Here is a 19093-nt window from a genome sequence, read left to right on the forward strand (position 1 = left end):
TGTCCTCAGAGGTAGGGCGCCCAGCCGGAGCTGACCGCGACGGCGCTGGAGAAGGTGCCGTTGCCACGGCCCTTGTAGATGCGAAGGGTGCCGCCGGTCGTCACGACGCCGAGTTCGACCTTGCCGTCGCCGGTGACGTCACGTGCGGAGAAGAGCGTGCCCAGCCCGCCGTCGACCTGCGTCCCCGGGACGGCGACCACCGCCGCCGCGGTGACGAGTGCCGCCACCGTCAGGACCCCCGCGATCCGATGCCTCATCGCTCCCCCTCACCACCGACGCGACTGCCGAAGGATAGGGGCCAGCCGACCCTCGTGGAGGGCAATTCGGGACAACCTGCGCACTCGCGCAGACCAGCCGGCGCAGACAGCGGTTCGCGTCACGCACCGGCAGCGGGGTGGCGGCCTCGCTCAGTGCCAGCGGTCGGGGTGCACGTCTCCGGGCACGTCGGAGGCGGGGTCGTACGGCGTACGGCTGAAGCGGAACGAGCCCAGGTCGAGGTGACCGACGCGCCCGTCGGCGTCGCGGACCGCGACGAGCGGCTCACCCTCGTGGTAGCCGTCGAGCCCGACCCAGCCGTCGCCCACGGGGCGGAAGCGGGACCCGCGGTGGAGGCCGGGCTCGCCCAGCACGAGGACGCCGTCGGAGGCCAGACGGAGCGTGTACGCCGTCGTGCCCCAGTACCAGTCGCCGACCAGCTCGAGCCCGTCCACCTGGTCGGCGTCGGCGGTCCAGGGAGTCGGCGGGTGCGGCTCGTGCTCGGCCAGCAGCTGCAGGAGGTCGACGTGGAGCGGTCCGAGCCCGGAGGTGGCGTTGGCGAACACGACCACGCCGTCGCCGGTCTCGAGGTCGACCCGCAACCCCGCGAGGAACCCCGGCATCGAGCCTCCGTGACCGGCGAACCGGCGGCCGTCGACGTTCCACACCTGGAAGCCGAGTCCGTGCGCGCCGGTCCAGGCGGCACCGGGGGTGTCGTTGACGGCGATGGGCAGGCACATCTCGTCCAGCGTCTCGGTGGACAGCAGCCCGGCCGTCTCGCCGGCGAGGAAGGCCGCCCAGCGGGACAGGTCCTCCGCGGTCGACCACAGCTGGCCGGCCGGGGCCATGGAGACGGCGTCGTGCTCGGGCTCCACGTGCACGAGGTCGGCCAGCGGGTGCACGCCCCAGCCCGGCGCGCTCGGCGCCTGCGGCCGGGTGGTGGTGCGGGTCATTCCGAGCGGCTCGAGCAGCTGGGTGCGGACCGCCTCGTCCCAGGAGACGCCCCGCAGCCGCGCGACCAGCTCGCCGAGCGCGGCATACCCGACGTTGGAGTAGTGGAACCGCGCGCCGGGACGGAAGCGCAGCTGCGGCCGGCTGGCCAGCAGGTCGGACCACTCGCCGCCCTGCGTCCGCTCCCACCAGGGCCCGCTCGTCTCGGCCTGCAGGCCCGAGGAGTGCGACAGCAGCTGGGCGACGGTGACGTGCCCGAAGTCGCTGGCCGCCGTCTCGGGCAGGTGCTGGTCGAGCCGGTCGGACAGGTCAAGCGCTCCGGCGTCGCGCAGCCGCATGACCTCGACCGCCACGAACGTCTTGGTGATCGAGCCGATGCGGTACTGCGTGCCCGCCGTTGCCGCCTCGCCACCCGACCGCCCCGAGAGGGTGCCGACCGCGCCGGACCAGACCAGCTCGCCACCGCGGACGAGCCCCGCGGCGACGGAGGGCAGTCGCGACGACGACTGCTCCTGCGCGAGTCGCAGCTCGAGCGCGGCGGCGGTGGTGGGCTGCAACGGCATCCGGGTCAGGCCTTCTTGGTCGCGGTCTTCTTCGTGGCGGTCTTCTTGGTGGCCGCCTTCTTGGCGGTCTTGCGAGCCGGGGCCTTCTTGGCCGCGCGCTTGCGCGTGGTCGGGCCCTTCGCCCGCTTCTCCGCGAGTAGCTCGGCACCGCGTTCGGGCGTGATCGACTCGGGGTCGTCGCCCTTGCGCAGGGTCGAGTTGGTCTCGCCGTCGGTGACGTAGGGGCCGAAGCGGCCGTCCTTGACCACCATCGGGCGGCCCGACACCGGGTCGTTGCCGAGCTCCTTGAGCGGGGCCGACGCGGCGCGGCCACGCTGCTTGGGCTGGGCGTAGATCGCCAGCGCCTCCTCGAGCGTGATGTCGAACAGCTGCTGCTCGGTGGTCAGCGACCGGGAGTCCGTGCCCTTCTTGAGGTAGGGCCCGTAGCGGCCGTTCTGCGCGGTGATCTCGACCGTCGTGCCGTCCTCCTCGGTCGTCGTGCCGACGACGCGGGGCAGGCTGAGCAGCTTGAGCGCGGTCTCGAGGTCCATGGTCGCGAGGTCCATGTCCTTGAACAGCGAGGCCGTCCGCGGCTTGACCTTGTTCTTGCCCTTGAGCGCCGCGGTCTCCTCGTCGAGGACCTCGGTGACGTAGGGGCCGTAGCGGCCGGCCTTGGCCACGATGTCGCGACCGTTCTCCGGGTCCTGGCCGAGGACCTTGCCGTCGTCCGCGGACTGCTCGAGCAGCTCGCGCGCCTTGGCCGGGGTCATCTCGTCGGGGGCGACGTCGTCGTTGATCGTCGCTCGGCGCGGGGCGGTGGACGCGTCGTCGGTCATCTCGCCGGTCGACAGGTCGACGCCCTGCGGCACCGTCTCCTCGACGTAGGGCCCGTAGCGCCCGACCCGCACGACGATGCCCTCGCCGATCGGGATGGTCGAGATCTCGCGCGCGTCGATCTCGCCGAGGTCGTCGACGAGCTGCTTGAGGCCCAGGTGGCCGCCACTGGCGTCCGGCAGGCCCGGCTCACGGCTCGCGGCGACACCGGCGCCCCCTCCCTCGCCGCCATCACCCTCACCGCCATCACCTTCACCGAAGTAGAACCGCTTGAGCCACTCGGCGCGCTGGGCGTCGCCACCGGCGATGCGGTCGAGGTCCTCCTCCATGGAGGCGGTGAAGTCGTAGTCGACGAGCTCGGTGAAGTGCTCCTCGAGCAGGCGAGTCACGGCGAACGCGAGCCAGGTCGGGATGAGCGCCGACCCGCGGGTGTTGACGTAGCCACGGTCCTGGATGGTGCCGACGGTGGAGGCGTAGGTCGACGGGCGACCGATTCCCTTCTCCTCCATGGCTTTCACGAGCGTCGCCTCGGTGTAGCGCGGGGGCGGCGTGGTCTCGTGGCCGTCGGCCTCGGCGCGCACGACGGTGAGGGAGACGCCCTCGCTCAGCTTGGGCAGGCGGCGCTCCTCCTCGGCCTCGGCGGCCTTGGACGCGCGCTCCTCGTCGCGCCCCTCCTCGTACGCCGCGAGGAAGCCGCGGAAGGTGATGACCGTGCCGGACGCGCTGAACTCGACGACGCGCCCGTCCTCGAGCGTGCCGCCGAGCCTCACCGTCGCGGTCGAGCCGCGCGCGTCGGCCATCTGCGAGGCCACGGTGCGCTTCCAGATCAGCTCGTAGAGGGCGAACTCGTCGCCGCGCAGCTCGCCGGCGACCTGCGCCGGGGTGCGGAAGCGGTCACCCGCGGGGCGGATGGCCTCGTGGGCCTCCTGCGCGTTCTTGACCTTCTTCTCGTAGAGGCGCGGCGACTGCGGGACGTACTCGGCGCCGTACAGGTCACGGGCCTGCTGGCGGGCCGCGGTGAGGGCGGCCTCCGACAGCGTGGTGCTGTCGGTGCGCATGTAGGTGATGTAGCCGTTCTCGTAGAGGCGCTGCGCGACGCGCATCGCGTTCTTCGAGGACAGGCGCAGCTTGCGCGACGCCTCCTGCTGCAGGGTGCTGGTCGTGAAGGGCGCGCTGGGGCGCCGGGTGTACGGCTTCTCCTGGACGCTCGTGACGCCGACCTGGCAGGTGAGCACCTGGGTGGCGATGGAGGTCGCGGTGGCCTCGTCGAGATGGACGACGGACTTGCCCTTGAGCGTGCCGTCGTCGTTGAAGTCGCGGCCCATGGCGACGCGGCTGCCGTCGACCGAGGTCAGCCGCGCGGTGAACTGGTTGGAGGCCCCGTCGGGCGTGAAGTCGCCCTCGACGTCCCAGTAGGACGCGCGGACGAACGCCATCCGCTCGCGCTCACGCTCGACCACGATGCGGGTCGCGACGGACTGCACGCGGCCTGCGGACAGGCCGGCCTTGACCTTGCGCCACAGGACCGGGCTGACCTCGTAGCCGTAGAGGCGGTCGAGGATGCGGCGGGTCTCCTGGGCGTCGACGAGGGCGACGTCGAGGTCACGGGTGTTGGTGGAGGCGCGCTGGATGGCCTCCTTGGTGATCTCGTGGAACACCATGCGCTTGACCGGGACCTTGGGCTTGAGCACCTCGAGCAGGTGCCAGGCGATCGCCTCGCCCTCGCGGTCCTCATCAGTGGCCAGGTAGAGCTCGTCGGCGTTCTTGAGCAGACGCTTGAGCTCGGCGACCTTCTTCTTCTTGTCGCTGTCGACGACGTAGTAGGCCTCGAAGCCGTTGTCGACGTCGACACCGAAGCGGCCGAACGGGCCCTTCTTGATCTCGGCGGGCATCTCCGACGGGGTCGGGATGTCGCGGATGTGGCCGACGGACGCCTCGACGTCCCAGTCCTTGCCCAGGTAGCCACCGATCGTCTTCGCCTTGGCCGGCGACTCGACGATGACGAGCTTGCGCCCTTCGCTCACGTTCTCTTCCTCGGTTCCTGCTCCCATGTGCTGCGGATTCGTCGCAGCGTGGACATGGCAACGCGCACGACGGTAGCCGGTCGCGTCAAGTCCGCGGCGCGAGGTCTCGTCAACAGGACCGCCGTCTGTGATTGATTGAAGATTCAAGTAGATGTATGCTCAGCTCATGAGCCCCTCGACCGTGTCCGCGCGCCAGCCCGTGCTGTACCTCAGCCACGGAGCGCCCCCGCTGGCCGACGACCCGGTGTGGACCCGGCAGCTCGCCGACTGGTCCGGCACCTTCGGCAAGCCGGCGAACGTGCTCATGGTCTCGGCCCACTGGGAGGAGGCGCCGCTGTCGCTCAGCGCCACCTCGGGCCAGGTGCCGCTCGTGTACGACTTCTGGGGCTTCCCCCAGCGCTACTACGACGTCACGTACGCCGCCCCGGGCGCCCCCGAGCTGGCGGCGTCCGTGGAGCGGCTCGTGCACACCGCGGACCACCCCGTCCACCGCGACGAGACCCGCGGTCTCGACCACGGCGCCTACGTCCCGCTGGTGGAGATGTACCCCGACGCCGACGTGCCCGTCCTCCAGATGTCGATGCCAACCCTCGACCCGAAGGCGCTGTTCGAGATCGGGCGCACGCTCGCTCCGCTGCGCGACGAGGGCACGCTGATCGTCGGGTCAGGGTTCACGACGCACAACCTGCGGTGGTTCAACCCCTCGGCCGGGCCTGATGGCCAGCCCCCGGCGGCGTCGTCGGAGTTCGACCACTGGGCCGCCGAGGCCCTCGAGCGCCAGGACATCGACGCCATCCTCGACTTCGTCCACCAGGCACCTGCTGCTCGCGAGGCGCACCCCCGCACCGAGCACTGGGCCCCGCTCTACGTCAGCCTCGGCGCAGCGTACGAGTCGGGCTCGCTGGAGAACGAGAGCGTGATCGACGGCTTCTGGTTCGGCCTGAGCAAGCGCTCCTGGCAGTTCACCTGAGCCCCGCCTCTCCGCGTTCCCGCGTTTGGGGGCACGAGGGTGACCCATACGTCACTCTGTCGCCCCCAAAGCAAGTAGGGGGCGTCCACAGCCCCGCCTTCCGGAGCCCTCTCTCCACAGGCGCGACCGACGTGCGCGGCGCGGCCCGCACTCCCGCGACAGCCTGTCGCGATGACCCAGCGCGGCCAGGCCCGTCGACGTACGGCGTCGGCCATCGCAGAGCTGCACGGCGGCGTCGTCTCGCGCGCCATGCTCCTCGACGCCGGGGTGGACCGTTGGGCCGTCGCCTCCGAGGTGAGGGCGGACCGATGGGCCCTGCACGGCCTGCGCACGGTGGCAGTGCACACCGCGGCCCTGTCCCGGGAGGCGCTGCGGTGGCGAGCGGTCTGGGAGGTGGGGCGTTCCGCCGCCCTCGACGGCGTGTCCGCGCTGGAGGCCGCCGGACTCACCTGTTTCGACGAGGAGACGGTCCACGTGTCCGTCGACCACGAGGGGCACGGGGGCCGGCGGGTGAGCGGGGTCTGCGTCCACCAGGTCCGTGCGACGCGCAGCTCGGACGTCCGGGCCGCTGGTGTCCCACGGGTGAGGCCTGCGGTCGCTGCCATCCGAGCCGCTCAGTGGGCCCGGTCGGACCGCCAAGCCGCCCTCGTCCTGTGTCTGGCCGTCCAGCAGCGGCTGGTCCGGGCCGGCGACCTCGTGCCGCTGCGCTGGCCCGGAGCCCACTACGGCCGCTCTGCCTTCGTCCGGCAGGTCGTCGAGGACATCGCGGACGGCGCACACTCCCTCGGTGAGCTCGACTTCGCAGCCCTCTGCCGCCTGCACCACCTGCCGACACCCGAACGCCAGGTCGTCCGCAGCGGCGTCGCCGGTCGGATCTACCTGGATGTGCGGTGGCGGGACTGCCCCCTCGTGGTGGAGGTCGACGGGGCGCAGCACCGGCTCGGGCTGGCAGTGAGTGCAGACAACCTGCGACGCAACGCGCTCGCCATCGATGGTGAGACCGTCCTGACGATCGACCTCATCGGGCTCCGCCTGCAGACCGCCGCGTTCATGCGACAGGTGGTCACGGCATACAGGGCCCTCACCGGCGGCGGTTTGGGGGCAGCAGGGTGACGTACTGATCACCAAGTTGCCCCCAAACGTGGGAAGACCGGCAAGAGGGCGTCGGGGGTGGCTGGCAGGATGCCGGGCGTGGGCGAACTCCCGGGGTGGGTGCGGTGGCTGCTGGTCGGCCGGTTCGTCAACGCGCTCGGGTCCATGGCCTGGGTGTTCGTCCCGCTCTACCTCGTCTCCGGCCGCGGCCTCGACGAGGCTGCTGCCGGGTCGGTGGCCGCGGTATGGGGTGTGGGCACGATCCTGGGCAACCTCGCCGGCGGCTCGGTGGGCGACCGGTGGGGACTGCGCCCGACCCTGGCCTTCGCCTCGCTCGCCTCGGCCCTCGGGTGCGCCGTCGTCCCGCTCACCCCGACGGGGGGCCTGGCCGTCGTGCTGTTCGTCATGGGCGCGCTGGGCGGCATCGGGCGACCGGTGTCCTTCGCCCTGGTCACCAGCGCCCTCCCCAGCGAGGACCGCCGTCGCGCGAGCGCGTGGATGCGGTCGGTCAACAACGCCGGCACGGTGCTCGGGCCGCCACTGGGCGGTCTGCTCGCGGTCCACCACTTCGGCGCGGTCTTCGTCATCGACGCCCTGGCGAGCCTGCTCATGCTGGGCGTCGTGCTCCTGGTGGTTCCGGCCACGGCCCGCGCCGCCGCCCCCGAGGGCACGCCCACCCGCGTGCTGACCGCCCTGCGTGCCGATCCGCGCTTCGTCCTGCTGCTCCTCACGGTCGTGCTCGCCGACACCGCCTACCGCTTCGCCTACTCGGCCGTGCCGTGGCAGCTCGACACGCTCGGCGCCGCCCCCTGGGTCTACGGCACGACCATCTCGCTCAACTGTGTGCTCATCGTGCTGTTCGAGCCGTGGCTGGCCCACCGCCTGCGAGCCCGCAGCCCGGAGCCGCTCATCGTCGCCGGGTTCGCCCTGGTCGGCCTCGGGTGGCTCGTGGTGGCGCCGTCCCCCGCGGTCGCCACCGTCCTCGCCGCCCTGGTGGTCGTCACCGCCGGCGAGATGCTCTACAAGCCCACGGCAACGGCCCATGCCGCGGACCGCGCGCCCGAGGGCATGCACGGCCGCTACCAGAGCCTCTACGGCGCGGCCTCCATCGGCGGCACCGTCATCGCCCCACCGCTGGCGGGGGCCCTGTTCGGCGCCTCACCGCGGCTGATGTGGGTGGTCGGCGGGTTCCTGGCCCTGGCGGCAGCGGCGACCCTGGGGCTCAGCGCAGCAGGCAAGAACGCCGACGCGTTGACGTTGGGGGCGGGAGAGTGAGCCCAGGCTCACCCTCCTGCCCCCAAAGCTGGGAGCGGGAGGAGCTCGGTAGAGCGCGGGCGGGAGTTGAAGCGCGAGTGGCGGGGGCTGGTCAGTGGCCGCTGGTGCGTCGGCGGGGCGCCGGTCGGGTCGGGTCGTCTCCCGCCTTGGCGACCTCCTCGGGGACGACGATCGGCTTGAGCCGCGCCCAGCCGAGGAACACCACGGACGCGACGACGAGCGCGAGTCCCGTCCACAGGTTGGCGTTGACGCCACCGGTCTTGTCCAGGGCCTTGTCACCGAACAGCCCTGCGAGCAGCAGGATCACGCCGTAGGTGCCGAGCAGCAGGCCGATGATGTTGCGGATGTCGAAGGCCCCAGCGGTCTTCTTGCCGGCTCCGGTCGTCTGGTCTGGCATGGCAGCGGCTCCTAGAAGGCGAAGTTGAGGATGAGGACCATGACGAGCGCGATCCCGGCGAGCGGCATCGTGCGCTGGTACCACGGCTGGCTGGCCTCGTCCGGGTCGACGAGGTCCTCCTTGGGCGTCTCGGAGTAGACCAGGCCCTTGAGCTCCGAGGCCGGCTTCGGCTCGGTCACCATGGTCACCAGGACGCTGACCACGATGTCGACGACGAAGGCGGTGGAGGCGGCGACGAAGCTCGCGCCCTGGCCGGACAGCGGCAGGACGCCGAGGCTGGCCGACCCGAACGCGTCCTCGGACAGGAACGCCACGATGACGGCCGAGATGGTGCCGCTCGACAGGCCCACCCAGCCCGCGGTCGCGGTCATGCGCTTCCAGAACATGCCGAGGATGAACGTCGCGAACAGCGGTGCGTTGAAGAACCCGAACAGCGTCTGGAGGTAGTCCATGACGTTGGAGAAGCTCGACGCGATCGTGGCCGTGAAGATCGCGATGATCGTCGCCGCCACCGTCGCGAGCCGGCCGATGCGCAGGTAGTAGTCGTCGCTGTGGTCCTTGCGGATGTAGCGCTGCCACAGGTCGTAGCTGAAGACGGTATTGAACGCCGAGATGTTGGCCGCCATGCCGGCCATGAACGCGGCGAGCAGGCCCGCGATGGCCAGGCCCAGCAAGCCGTTGGGGAGGATGTCGCGCATCAGGAGCAGCAGGGCGTCGTTGTACTTCACGCCCTCGCCGGAGGCGCCGCCGGCCGGGTGGCCACCGCCCTTGAGGTCGACCATCTCCTTGACCAGGACGGCCGAGACCATGCCGGGGAGGATGACGAGGAAGGGCACGAACATCTTGGGGAACGCCCCGATGATCGGCGTCTTGCGTGCCGCCGAGATCGACTTGGAGGCCATCGCGCGCTGCACCTCGACGAAGTTCGTCGTCCAGTAGCCGAAGGACAGCACGAACCCGAGGCCGAAGACGATCCCGATGACCGACAGGGTGCCGGAGCTGAAGCCGGACAGCGCCTGACCGGGCCAGGACTCGAGCTGCTGGCCTGCGGGGGCAACCTTCGCGGTGGCGGGGGCGGAGTCGGCGAACGCGGCGATCTTGTCCTTGAGGCCGCCGTAGCCACCGACCCGGTGCAGGCCGATCAGCGTGAGCGGCAGCAGCGAGGCGACGATGACGAAGAACTGCAGCACCTCGTTGTAGATCGCGGCCGACAGGCCACCGAGGGTGATGTAGGACAGCACGATCGCTGCGGCGACGATGAGCGCCACCCACAGCGGCCAGCCGAGCAGCGCGTGGACGATCGAGCCGAGCAGGTAGAGGTTGACTCCGGCGATGAGGAGCTGGGCCACCGCGAAGCTGATCGCGTTGACCAGGTGCGCGCCCGTGCCGAATCGGCGGAACATGAACTCCGGGACCGACCGCACCTTGGAGCCGTAGTAGAACGGCATCATCACGACGCCGAGGAACAGCATCGCGGGGATCGCACCCACCCAGAAGTAGTGCACCGTCGGCAGCCCGATCTCGGCACCGTTGGCGGACATGCCCATGATCTCGACGGCACCGAGGTTGGCGGAGATGAACGCCAGACCCGTCACCCACGCCGGCAGCGAGCGGCCCGAGAGGAAGAAGTCGATCGAGTCGGAGACCGACCGGCGGGCCAGGAAGCCGATGCCCAGGACGAACCCGAAGTAGATGACGACCAGGAGGTAGTCGAGCCAGGTCGCGTCGATCAGGGGGGTGGCGGCGGGCACCGCGAGGGCGAGGTGAGACATCAGCGGCTCCTAGACGACGACAGACCAGCGGATCAAACCTAGGGCGTGTGCGTCGTTTAGGCACCCGGTGGCGAGCGCCGCACCGGTCTCGGGAGGTCAGTCCGTCCAGTGCCCCGGACGCGGAAGGTCCTGCGGCAGCACCGTCGCCAGGTCGCCGAGTGCCGCCCCCACCTGCGGCCGGGTCAGGAACAGCGCCCGGGACAGGTCGGCGGCGTGCAACCTCGCGCCGCGCAGGTCGGCGCCGAGCAGGTCCGTGCGGTCGAGCACGCTGCCGCGCAGGTCCGCCCCCAGCAGCAGCGCACCGCGCAGCGTCGCCGCCCGCAGGTCACGGCCGCGCAGGTCCGCACCGACGAGGTCGCCGCGGGCGAGGTCGGTCCCGTCCGGTCCCCGTACGGTGGCGCTCACGCGGGCAAGGACTGCACCGGTGCGCGCGCCCAGCGCGGGCAGGTCGACGCGCGCGAGCTCCTCCGGCACCCCGGCCGCGGCCTGTTCCACCTCGGCGTCGAGGTCCTCGATGTCCCGGCCCAGCTCCGTACCCGGTGCGGCGCCGGCGGCGAGGCGGCGCGCCTCCGCCAGGTGGCTGCGCAGCTCGTGCAGCTCGCGCACCACCCGGAACGCGGCGTACATGGCCGGCGCGCGGTCCGGGTCCGTGCGCCAGTCCACTCCCCCGAACGTCACCTGGGAGATGCGCTGGCCTGCGCCGAAGCAGTCGTACGCCGTGCAGCCGGCGAAGCCGCGCGGCCGCAGCTCGGCGTGGATGGTGCAGTTGAACCCCCCGCCGAGGTTGGGACACGGGGTCCCGGCCGACTTGTCGATCGCGAAGTCGGCGGACGCGGAGAACGCCGGGACGACGCAACACAGCCCGAAGCAGCGCGAGCAGTCGGCGACGAGCTCGACCTCGGGGACCGAGCCCGTCCCCGGGCGGGAAGGTGTGGACACGGAGCGGCCCGTCAGGCGCGCGCCGGCGCCAGCTCGGCCGCGGGCGCCTCCCCGGTGTCGATGTCGACCGCCGCACCGCTGAACTGGGCGGCGTAGAGCTCGGCGTAGGCACCGTCGCGCGCGAGCAGCTCCTCGTGGGAGCCCTTCTCGACGATGGCACCGTCGCGCATCACGAGGATGACGTCGGCGTCCCGGATCGTGGAGAGCCGGTGGGCGATGACGAAGCTCGTGCGGTCCTGGCGCAGCGCCGACATCGCCTGCTGCACGAGCAGCTCGGTGCGGGTGTCGACCGAGCTGGTGGCCTCGTCGAGGATCAGCAGCGCGGGGTTGGACAGGAACGCGCGCGCGATGGTCAGCAGCTGCTTCTCACCCGCGCTGATGTTGCCGCCCTCGGCGTCGAGCTTGGTGTCGTACCCGTCGGGCAGCGAGTGCACGAACCGGTCGACGTAGGTGGCGCGCGCCGCGGCGAGCAACTCCTCCTCCGGGGCCCCGGGCTTGCCGTAGGCGATGTTGTCGCGGATGGTGCCGCCGAACAGCCAGGTGTCCTGCAGGACCATGCCGATCTCGCTGCGCAGCGTGTGCCTGGCCAGGTCGGTGATGTCGATGCCGTCGAGGGTGATGCGGCCACCGTCGAGCTCGTAGAACCGCATGATGAGGTTGACCAGCGTCGTCTTCCCGGCACCGGTCGGGCCCACGATGGCCACGGTCTGCCCCGGCTCCACGACGAGGTCGAGGTGCTCGATCAGCCGCGACTCGGGGTCGTAGGAGAACGACACGTCGTCGAACTCCACGCGCCCCCGGGGGTTCTCGAGCACCGTCGCGGAAGCCGGGTCGGGGCGCTGCTCCGGCGCGTCGAGCACCTCGAACACGCGCTCGGCCGAGGCGACGCCCGACTGCAGCAGGTTGGCCATCGAGGCCACCTGGGTCAGCGGCTGGGTGAACTGGCGGGAGTACTGGATGAACGCCTGCACGTCGCCGAGGGTCATGGTGCCACTGGCGACCCGCAGGCCACCCACCACGGCGATGATCACGTAGTTGAGGTTCCCGATGAACATCATCGTCGGCATGATGATGCCGCTGATGAACTGGGCGCCGAAGCCGGCGTCGAACAGGTCGTCGTTCTTGGCGCGGAACGCCGCCCGCACCTCGTCCTGGCGCCCGAACACCTTGACGAGCTCGTGGCCGGTGAACGACTCCTCGACCACCGCGTTGAGCTCACCGGTGCTCTTCCACTGCTGGATGAAGTGCTTCTGCGAGCGCTTGCCGATCGTGGCGGTGACCGCCATGGAGACCGGGATGGTGACCAGCGCGATGACGGCCAGGAGCGGCGAGATGTAGATCATCATGGCCACCATCGCGACGACCGTGAGCAGTGACGTCAGCAGCTGGCTGAGGGTCTGCTGCAGGCTCTGGGCGACGTTGTCGATGTCGTTGGTGACGCGGCTGAGGAGCTCGCCGCGCGGCTGGCCGTCGAAGTAGGGCAGCGGCAGCCGGTTGAGCTTGTCCTCGACGTCGCGCCGCAGCGCGAAGATGGTGCGGTTGACCGCTCCGGTCAGGACGTACGCCTGCGCCCACGACAGCAGGCTCGCGACCACGTAGATGCCCAGCACGAGGAGCAGGATCCGGCCGACGGCACCGAAGTCGATCCCCTGCCCCGGCACGAGGTGCGGCAGGCCGGCGACGAGGTCGGCGAGGGTGCCCTGACCCCCGGCGCGGAGCCGGTCGACCACCTGCTCGCGCGAGGCGCCCGCCGGCAGCTTGGAGCCGACGAACCCGGCGAAGATGTAGTCGGTGGCGCGGCCGAGCACCTTGGGACCCACCGCGGTGAGCCCGACGCTGACCACGGCCAGAGCGAGCACGGCATACAGCTGCACCCGCTCGGGGCGCAGCAGGCCGAGCAGCCGCTTGGCCGACGGCACGAAGTCCTGTGACTTCTCCGCGGGCATGCCGGCGCCCATCATCGGCCCGTGCCGCTGCCCCGCCCGGGCCGCCGGTCCGCGGCGCGCCTCGGCCGCCTTCTCCTCGGCGGTCTTCACACCCTCGCCGCTCACGCTGCCTCCTCCATGCTCTGCTGGGACTCGACGATCTCGACGTAGGTGGGACAGGTCTCCAGCAGCTCGTCGTGCCGACCCGTCCCCACCACCAGCCCGTCGTCGACGACGACGATGTGGTCGGCGTCGACGATGGTCGACACCCGCTGCGCCACGACGATGACGGTCGCGTCCCGCGTGACCGGCCGCAGGGCCGAGCGCAGCCTCGCGTCGGTGGACAGGTCGAGAGCCGAGAAGCTGTCGTCGAACAGGTAGATGTCGGGCTTGGCGACCAGGGCCCGGGCGATCGCCAGGCGCTGGCGCTGGCCGCCGGACACGTTGGTGCCGCCCTGGACGATCGGCGAGTCCAGGCCCTCGGGCATCGCGCGGACGAAGTCCTCCGCCTGGGCGATGCGCAGCGCCTCCCAGAGGTCCTCGTCGGTCGCCCGGTCGTCGCCGTAGCGCAGGTTGGACGCGACGGTGCCGGTGAACAGGTAGGGCTTCTGCGGCACGAGGCCGATGCGCCCCCAGACGTCCTCCAGCGCGGCATCGCGCACGTCGACCCCGCCGATCAGCACCGCGCCCCCGGTGACGTCGTAGAGGCGCGGGATGAGGGAGAGCATCGTCGACTTGCCGGCACCGGTGCTGCCGATGATGGCGGTCGTGCGGCCCGGCTCGGCCACCAGCGAGATGCCTTGCAGCACAGGCACGTCCGCCCCCGGATAGGTGAACATCACGTCACGCAGCTCGACCCCCGCGCGGGCGCGCGGGAGGGCCACCGGCTCGGCCGGCGGGACGACGGTGGAGTCGGTCGCGAGGACCTCGCCGATGCGCCCGGCCGACACCGTGGCGCGCGGGATCATCATCGACATGAAGGTCGCCATCATGACCGACATGAGGATCTGCATGAGGTAGCTCATGAAGGCCGTCAGCTCGCCGATCTGCATCTGCCCGCTCGCGACCCGGTGCGAGCCGAACCACAGCACCGCCACGGTCGAGGAGTTGAAGATGAGCATGACGACCGGGAAGACGATCGCCATCAGCCGCCCGACCGCGAGCGCGGTGCCCGTGTACTGCGTGTTGGCCTCGGCGAAGCGCGCGCGCTCGTGGTCCTCGCGCACGAAGGCCCGCACCACACGGATGCCGGTGATCTGCTCGCGCAGGACGCGGTTGACCCAGTCGACCGACTCCTGCATGAGCCGGAACTGCGGGATCATCTTGCGGATCACCAGGGAGACCGACAGGGCGAGCAGCGGGACGGCCACGGCGACCAGCCACGAGAGCCCGACATCCTCGCGCAGGGCCATGATGATGCCGCCGACCATCATGATCGGCGCCGACACCATCATCGCCGCGCCCATGAAGACGACCTGCTGCACCTGCGTGACGTCGTTGGTGTTGCGCGAGATCAGGGTCGGGGCACCGAACCTCGACACCTCCTGCGCCGAGAAGTCGCCGACCCGGGCGAAGACGTCGGCGCGCAGGTCACGGCCCAGGCCGGCAGCCGACCGGGCCCCGAGGTAGGTGGCGCTGATGGTGGCGGCGATCTGGACGAGGGAGACGCCGAGCATCCAGCCGCCGGTGCGCAGGATGTAGCCGGTGTCGCCCTTGGCGACACCCTCGTCGATGATGCGGCCGTTGAGGCTGGGCAGGTAGAGCGAGGCGATGGTGCCCACGAGCTGCAGCCCGACGAGCACGGCGACCAGCCCGCGGTAGGGCCGCAGGTAGTCGCGGACGATCTTGATGAGCACTACTTCTCCCCCTTGACGACGCCCCGGGCGCCCTTGCGGTTGTTGGCGTTCACGGTGTCCTGACGCGCGAGCGTCCCCTCGAGGATGACGTCGACCAGCTCCTGCGCGGTGGAGCCCTGGTGGCCGAGCATCGGGTGCACGCTGGAGAGCGTGAGCATGCGCAGGTAGGTGACGACCTCCAGCGGCGGCAGCCGCAGCTGGTCCGCGTCGTCCCCGACGAGGTCGACGAAGGCCTCGTCGACCGCCGAGCCGGCCTGCTCCCGCCCGGGCTGGTGCCGGCCACCCGGTCGCCGGACGGGCTCGCCGGAGGCGTGCAGGACCGACATCAGGGTGAAGATGTCGCGCAGGTAGTCCTGCATCAGGGCGACGGCGACCGCCAGGCGCTCCCGGAGCGGCAGGTCGCGGTCGACCCGCCCGAGCGCGGCCTGGAGGGCGTCGGTGCCGAACGTCTCGTGGACGCAGGCCGCGACGAGCTCGTCCTTGGACTCGAAGACGCGGAAGATCGTCCCCTCCGCGACGCCGGCGGCCTTGGCGATCTCGCGCGTGCTCACGGCAGACCCCTTGTCACGCAGCAGGGGGACCGTCGCCGCGATGATGGCGGCACGACGGTCCTCAGGGGCCATGGCGGGGGCGCGCGGTGTCACATGGACAGAGTAAGTGAGTGAGCGCTCACTCACAACACCTTTCCTGACGTGCGCAGATGCCGGCCCCCGGGCAAGGACGGGACCTCCGTGCTCACTCGAGCAGGGTCAGGTCCGGTCCACGACCGCCGACGCGACGACGGCTGCCGCAGCGTCCGGCGACAGCGCACCCGTGTCGACCTCGAGGTCGTACCCGATCCCTGCGTGCACGGCCTCGGCCTGGGCGCGGGCCATGCCCCCGATCCGGTCGCCGCGGGCCCGCTCTCGCGCCTCGGCGACGTCGGCCGCGCACCGTACGCCGACCCACAGGACGTCCAGGCCGGCGAGCGCCTCGCGCCACCGCTCCTGCCCCACCGGCCCGCTGAGGAACCCGTCCTCGACCACCACCGGCACCTCGGCCGCGATCGTGGCGACACCCCGCATCCACGCGCTCTCGACCCGGGCGAACTCGGGCCCCGTCGAGACGCTGCCGTCCAGCCCGAGCACCAACCCACCCTCCACCTCGTCGAAGGCCGGCGGCAGCGCGTCGATGAGGGTGTCCACGTTCAACCGCAGCCAGGTGCCCGGCAGCAGGCGGACCAGCTTGCCCGCCAGGGACGACTTGCCCGAGCTCGAGCCACCGTTGAGCACCACGACGTGGGGAACCATCGACAACGCCTAGGTCAGACGAGCAGGCCGTCGGCGACGAGCCCGCGCAGCAGCGGCACGAGGTCGGCCCGCAGCTCCGCGGCGGGGACGTCGAGCAGCTGGGCGATCGCGTCGACCGCGGCACCGGCGGGCAGGGTGCCGTCACAGACGCTGACCAACGCAGCCCCGGCGGTGTCCAGCCGCACCACCCGGCGCAGCCCGCCCCCCTGCCGCAGCAGGATGACGCTCGGGTCGGTGTCGCCGGGGCGGGAGTGCCGCTCCTCGGTGACGTCCTGCGCGCAGCTCCAGGCGACGTCCAGCAGCTCGTCGTCGCCGTGCTCGGCGAGCCACGTCCGCGCCCGGATGCCGGCGAGCACGTGCGGGCCCATGGGTGAGGCGACCGGGCCGCTGACCTCGTCGAGCTCGAGGAACGGCGCCCTGTCGGTCGCGGGGCACTGGAGCGTCACCACACCGAAGCCCACCGCCGTCACGTCGCGCGAGGCGAAGTCGTCGAGCCAGGCGGCATACATCGTGGCGAACTCGGCCGTGGCGCTGTGGTGGCCGCCGTCGCGGGCCCACGTCTCGGCGTACTGCGCCGGGTCCTGCACCTCCCGCTGCACCACCCAGGCGTCGAGCCCCGTGCCCTCGACCCAGCCGCGGACGCGGTCGCGCCAGTCGGCGTCGCCCACGACCTCCCAGTTGCCGAGGAACTGGGCGATGCCGCCGGGCTCGAGGTGGTCGCCGATGGAGCGCACGAGGCCGGAGACGACCTCGTCGCCGGCGGCGCCACCGTCGCGGTACTCGAACAGCGGGATGTCCGGCGTGCGCGGGGTGATGACGAACGGCGGGTTGCTCACGATGAGCTCGAACCGGCGACCCGCCACCGGGTCGAGCATCGAGCCACCGACGACCTCCCAGTCACACCCGTTGAGCGCCGCGTTGAACCGCGCGTAGGCCAGGGCGCGCTCGGAGATGTCGGTGACGGTGACGTGCTCGGCGTGGGCGCCGAGGTGCAGCGCCTGCACCCCGCACCCGGTCCCGATGTCCAGGGCGCGGCTCACCTGCGGCCGCGGCGTCCACGACGCGAGGGTCGTCGAGGCGCCGCCCAGCCCGAGCACGTGGTCCTCGCGCAGCGGCTCGCGCGTCGCGAGCTCGGCGAGGTCGGAGGCCACCCACCAGTGGTGCCGCTCGTCGCCGTAGGGCCTCAGGTCGCACGACGCGACCACGCCGGGTCCCTGGTCACGGACGAGCCCGAGGCGGTGCGCACCCTCCAGACCCAGCGTCGGCAGGGCGAGTGCCACGTCACCGGCGTCGACCGCGTCGCCAAGGACGAAGAGGCGCACGAACGTCGCCACCGGGGTGCCCGCGTCGGCTGTCGCCCGCTGGGCGGGGAGCGCCTGCTCGCGTCCCAGGGCCGCGTTCGCCAGCGGGCCGATGAGGGCGTCGACGCCGTCGAGGGTGTACCCCGCCTGCTCGAGGTCCGCGCGCAGCCGTGAGACGAGCTCGGGGTCGGTGCCGGGAGGAGGGGTGGATCCCGTCGCCGAGGTCGTGGCCCGGGTCGTGGCCGAGGTCGAGGTCGTGGCCGGGTCCGTGGCCGGGTTCGTGGCTGAGGTCATCGGTGAGGTCAGCCGTCGAGCAGGCCGCCGAGGTTGAACCCGCCGCCCCCGCCCCCGCCCTGCGTCGGAGGAGGCGTCCACTCGCTGGGCTGGACGATGACGAAGCCCTGGCCGTGGAACGCGTACTGGAACGCCTCGCCGGACCCGCCGCGCAGCATCGAGCGGACGTTCATGCTCGAGACGACCTGGGGCACGAGGTTGGCCGACCACCCGACGCAGGCCTGCACGTCGACGAACGTCGGCTGGCTGCTGCAGTCGAGGATCACCGGCTGGCCCACCGTGTGGATCGCCACCGTGCCGGTGCCCTGCAGCGTGGTGTTGAACAGCCCGCCGCTGAGCACCCCAGCCCCCTGCACGCGCTTGATGTCCCACGCCACGGAGGAGTCGAAGGCCAGCAGGTTGCGGGCGTTGACGCTGAGGGCGTCGCCGGTCAGGTCGACGAGGAAGACGAAGCCGGCCTCGGACGCGAAGAACACGTCACCCTCGCCGGAGACGCGCATGAGGGAGACGTCCTCGCCCGTGACGACCTTCTTGAAGAGCTTGCCGACGCTGCCGGCCTTCTCGTGGTCGAACCGGATGTTGCCCTGGTAGGACACCATCGCCCCCTTGACGGCGAGCACGTCGCCGCCGAGGTGGACGCGCAGCATCTGGGGGTTCTGCAGGGCGAAGCGCTGCTCCGCCTGCACCTCGAGGTTGGCCTGCTCGAACAGTGGACTCTGCATGGGGTCAGCCTAGGGCTCGGCTGCGGTGGCCGGCCTCCTCCCGGAGCCACTGCGCCAGCTCCTCCGGGTGGGCGGCGGTGGTCCGCGGAAGCCAGACCGCGGGACCTCCGGTGATGCGTTCGCTGACGCCGGAGAGCGCACGGCTCACGGCGTTGACGTCGGCCTGCCGCTCGAACTCACCGTCGGTGAGGTGCAGCTGCACGATGCGGTCGCGCCCCTGGCAGACCACCTCGACCGTGACGACCTGGTCCCACGGGATCGCTCGACCCGGCTGGGCGGGGTCCGCCTCGACCCCCTCGGTCGTGACCGCGAAGGCGGTGCCGCCCCGCACGAGGGCCAGCAGGCTTACGGCACTGCACAGGCCGAAGAACACGAAGGCGAAGCCCGCCACGACGAGGCCGCCCACGTCGGGGCCACCCAGCTTCGACACGAACATGGCGCCGGAGGCGAGCGTCAGACAGGCCCCGCCGAGGGCCACGAGGCCGACCTTCCGTCGCGACACCCGGAACTCGACACGACCTGATGACCTCAGCTGTTGCGCCCACCCCGTGGCATCCCCCTGCATGCCGGGGACCCTATCGCTGCCCTGTGCACGGCGCAGTCAGGCGACGAGGGGCCGTGAACGCCGGCGGCCGGCACCACCGTGGGGTGGTGC

At 71.6% G+C, this 19093-nt stretch carries 16 protein-coding genes; 3 read left to right on the forward strand and 13 right to left on the reverse strand.

The genetic code is table 11. The features are described from left to right. Positions 1 to 5 precede the first annotated feature (5 nt). The 3 genes from AB4Z02_RS10230 to topA form a co-directional block, all read right to left on the reverse strand. The gene (locus tag AB4Z02_RS10230) at positions 6 to 257 is read right to left on the reverse strand and encodes an FG-GAP-like repeat-containing protein (protein WP_441970745.1); all 252 of its coding nucleotides are present in this window, start codon (positions 255 to 257) and stop codon (positions 6 to 8) included. A 150-nt stretch (positions 258 to 407) separates the two neighbouring features. After that, positions 408 to 1769, reverse strand: a complete 1362-nt coding sequence (locus AB4Z02_RS10235) for a serine hydrolase domain-containing protein (protein ID WP_441970747.1) — start codon at positions 1767 to 1769, stop codon at positions 408 to 410. Between the two features lie 5 nt (positions 1770 to 1774). Further along, entirely contained in the window at positions 1775 to 4606 is a 2832-nt protein-coding gene (topA, locus tag AB4Z02_RS10240; protein ID WP_441970748.1) for a type I DNA topoisomerase, read from the reverse strand. Between the two features lie 166 nt (positions 4607 to 4772). Here topA and AB4Z02_RS10245 point away from each other — a divergent pair, with 166 nt between their 5' ends. From AB4Z02_RS10245 to AB4Z02_RS10255, 3 genes are all read left to right on the forward strand, one after another. Then, a complete protein-coding gene (locus AB4Z02_RS10245; RefSeq protein WP_056883271.1) occupies positions 4773 to 5576 on the forward strand; it encodes a dioxygenase family protein in 804 nt (267 codons plus the stop codon). Positions 5577 to 5747: 171 nt separating this feature from the next. Continuing rightward, positions 5748 to 6689, forward strand: a complete 942-nt coding sequence (locus tag AB4Z02_RS10250) for a hypothetical protein (protein WP_441970750.1) — start codon at positions 5748 to 5750, stop codon at positions 6687 to 6689. Positions 6690 to 6767: 78 nt separating this feature from the next. Next, complete coding sequence (locus AB4Z02_RS10255; protein ID WP_441970752.1) at positions 6768 to 7943, forward strand: MFS transporter; 1176 nt, start codon at positions 6768 to 6770, stop codon at positions 7941 to 7943. A gap of 91 nt (positions 7944 to 8034) precedes the next feature. Here the strand turns inward: AB4Z02_RS10255 and AB4Z02_RS10260 are convergent, their stop codons facing one another. The 10 genes from AB4Z02_RS10260 to AB4Z02_RS10305 all read right to left on the reverse strand — a co-directional run bounded on the left by AB4Z02_RS10260 (position 8035) and on the right by AB4Z02_RS10305 (position 18940). After that, complete coding sequence (locus tag AB4Z02_RS10260) at positions 8035 to 8340, reverse strand: hypothetical protein (protein ID WP_056883110.1); 306 nt, start codon at positions 8338 to 8340, stop codon at positions 8035 to 8037. An 11-nt stretch (positions 8341 to 8351) separates the two neighbouring features. Further along, complete coding sequence (locus AB4Z02_RS10265; RefSeq protein ID WP_441970754.1) at positions 8352 to 10112, reverse strand: sodium:solute symporter family protein; 1761 nt, start codon at positions 10110 to 10112, stop codon at positions 8352 to 8354. A gap of 96 nt (positions 10113 to 10208) precedes the next feature. Continuing rightward, on the reverse strand, positions 10209 to 11051 hold the full coding sequence (locus AB4Z02_RS10270) for a pentapeptide repeat-containing protein (protein WP_441970756.1): 843 nt from the start codon (positions 11049 to 11051) through the stop codon (positions 10209 to 10211). 11 nt (positions 11052 to 11062) lie between these two features. Beyond that, complete coding sequence (locus tag AB4Z02_RS10275) at positions 11063 to 13012, reverse strand: ABC transporter ATP-binding protein (RefSeq protein WP_441970768.1); 1950 nt, start codon at positions 13010 to 13012, stop codon at positions 11063 to 11065. Positions 13013 to 13098: 86 nt separating this feature from the next. After that, positions 13099 to 14832, reverse strand: a complete 1734-nt coding sequence (locus tag AB4Z02_RS10280; RefSeq protein ID WP_441970758.1) for an ABC transporter ATP-binding protein — start codon at positions 14830 to 14832, stop codon at positions 13099 to 13101. Beyond that, a complete protein-coding gene (locus AB4Z02_RS10285; protein ID WP_441970760.1) occupies positions 14832 to 15476 on the reverse strand; it encodes a TetR/AcrR family transcriptional regulator in 645 nt (214 codons plus the stop codon). The genes AB4Z02_RS10280 and AB4Z02_RS10285 overlap by 1 nt, the downstream gene beginning before the upstream one ends. Positions 15477 to 15581: 105 nt before the next feature. Beyond that, entirely contained in the window at positions 15582 to 16121 is a 540-nt protein-coding gene (locus AB4Z02_RS10290; RefSeq protein ID WP_441970761.1) for a phosphotransferase-like protein, read from the reverse strand. Positions 16122 to 16135: 14 nt separating this feature from the next. Continuing rightward, positions 16136 to 17716, reverse strand: coding sequence for a PqqD family peptide modification chaperone (locus AB4Z02_RS10295; RefSeq protein WP_441970763.1), 1581 nt, complete (start codon positions 17714 to 17716; stop codon positions 16136 to 16138). 8 nt (positions 17717 to 17724) lie between these two features. Then, positions 17725 to 18438, reverse strand: a complete 714-nt coding sequence (locus AB4Z02_RS10300; protein WP_441970765.1) for an AIM24 family protein — start codon at positions 18436 to 18438, stop codon at positions 17725 to 17727. Between the two features lie 4 nt (positions 18439 to 18442). Then, a complete protein-coding gene (locus tag AB4Z02_RS10305) occupies positions 18443 to 18940 on the reverse strand; it encodes a hypothetical protein (protein WP_441970766.1) in 498 nt (165 codons plus the stop codon). Positions 18941 to 19093 lie beyond the last annotated feature (153 nt).

The organism is Pedococcus sp. 2YAF34 (assembly GCF_052114585.1).
Lineage (GTDB): Bacteria > Actinomycetota > Actinomycetes > Actinomycetales > Dermatophilaceae > Pedococcus.

Excerpts from the sequence above, each read along its gene's own strand:
- AB4Z02_RS10290 (WP_441970761.1), bottom strand. The coding sequence starts at position 16,121 with ATGGTTCCCCACGTCGTGGTGCTCAACGGTGGCTCGAGCTCGGGCAAG.
- AB4Z02_RS10230 (WP_441970745.1), bottom strand. The coding sequence starts at position 257 with ATGAGGCATCGGATCGCGGGGGTCCTGACGGTGGCGGCACTCGTCACC.
- AB4Z02_RS10265 (WP_441970754.1), bottom strand. The coding sequence starts at position 10,112 with ATGTCTCACCTCGCCCTCGCGGTGCCCGCCGCCACCCCCCTGATCGAC.
- AB4Z02_RS10300 (WP_441970765.1), bottom strand. The coding sequence starts at position 18,438 with ATGCAGAGTCCACTGTTCGAGCAGGCCAACCTCGAGGTGCAGGCGGAG.
- AB4Z02_RS10250 (WP_441970750.1), top strand. The coding sequence starts at position 5,748 with ATGACCCAGCGCGGCCAGGCCCGTCGACGTACGGCGTCGGCCATCGCA.
- AB4Z02_RS10275 (WP_441970768.1), bottom strand. The coding sequence starts at position 13,012 with ATGATGGGCGCCGGCATGCCCGCGGAGAAGTCACAGGACTTCGTGCCG.
- AB4Z02_RS10235 (WP_441970747.1), bottom strand. The coding sequence starts at position 1,769 with ATGCCGTTGCAGCCCACCACCGCCGCCGCGCTCGAGCTGCGACTCGCG.
- AB4Z02_RS10295 (WP_441970763.1), bottom strand. The coding sequence starts at position 17,716 with ATGACCTCAGCCACGAACCCGGCCACGGACCCGGCCACGACCTCGACC.
- AB4Z02_RS10245 (WP_056883271.1), top strand. The coding sequence starts at position 4,773 with ATGAGCCCCTCGACCGTGTCCGCGCGCCAGCCCGTGCTGTACCTCAGC.
- AB4Z02_RS10260 (WP_056883110.1), bottom strand. The coding sequence starts at position 8,340 with ATGCCAGACCAGACGACCGGAGCCGGCAAGAAGACCGCTGGGGCCTTC.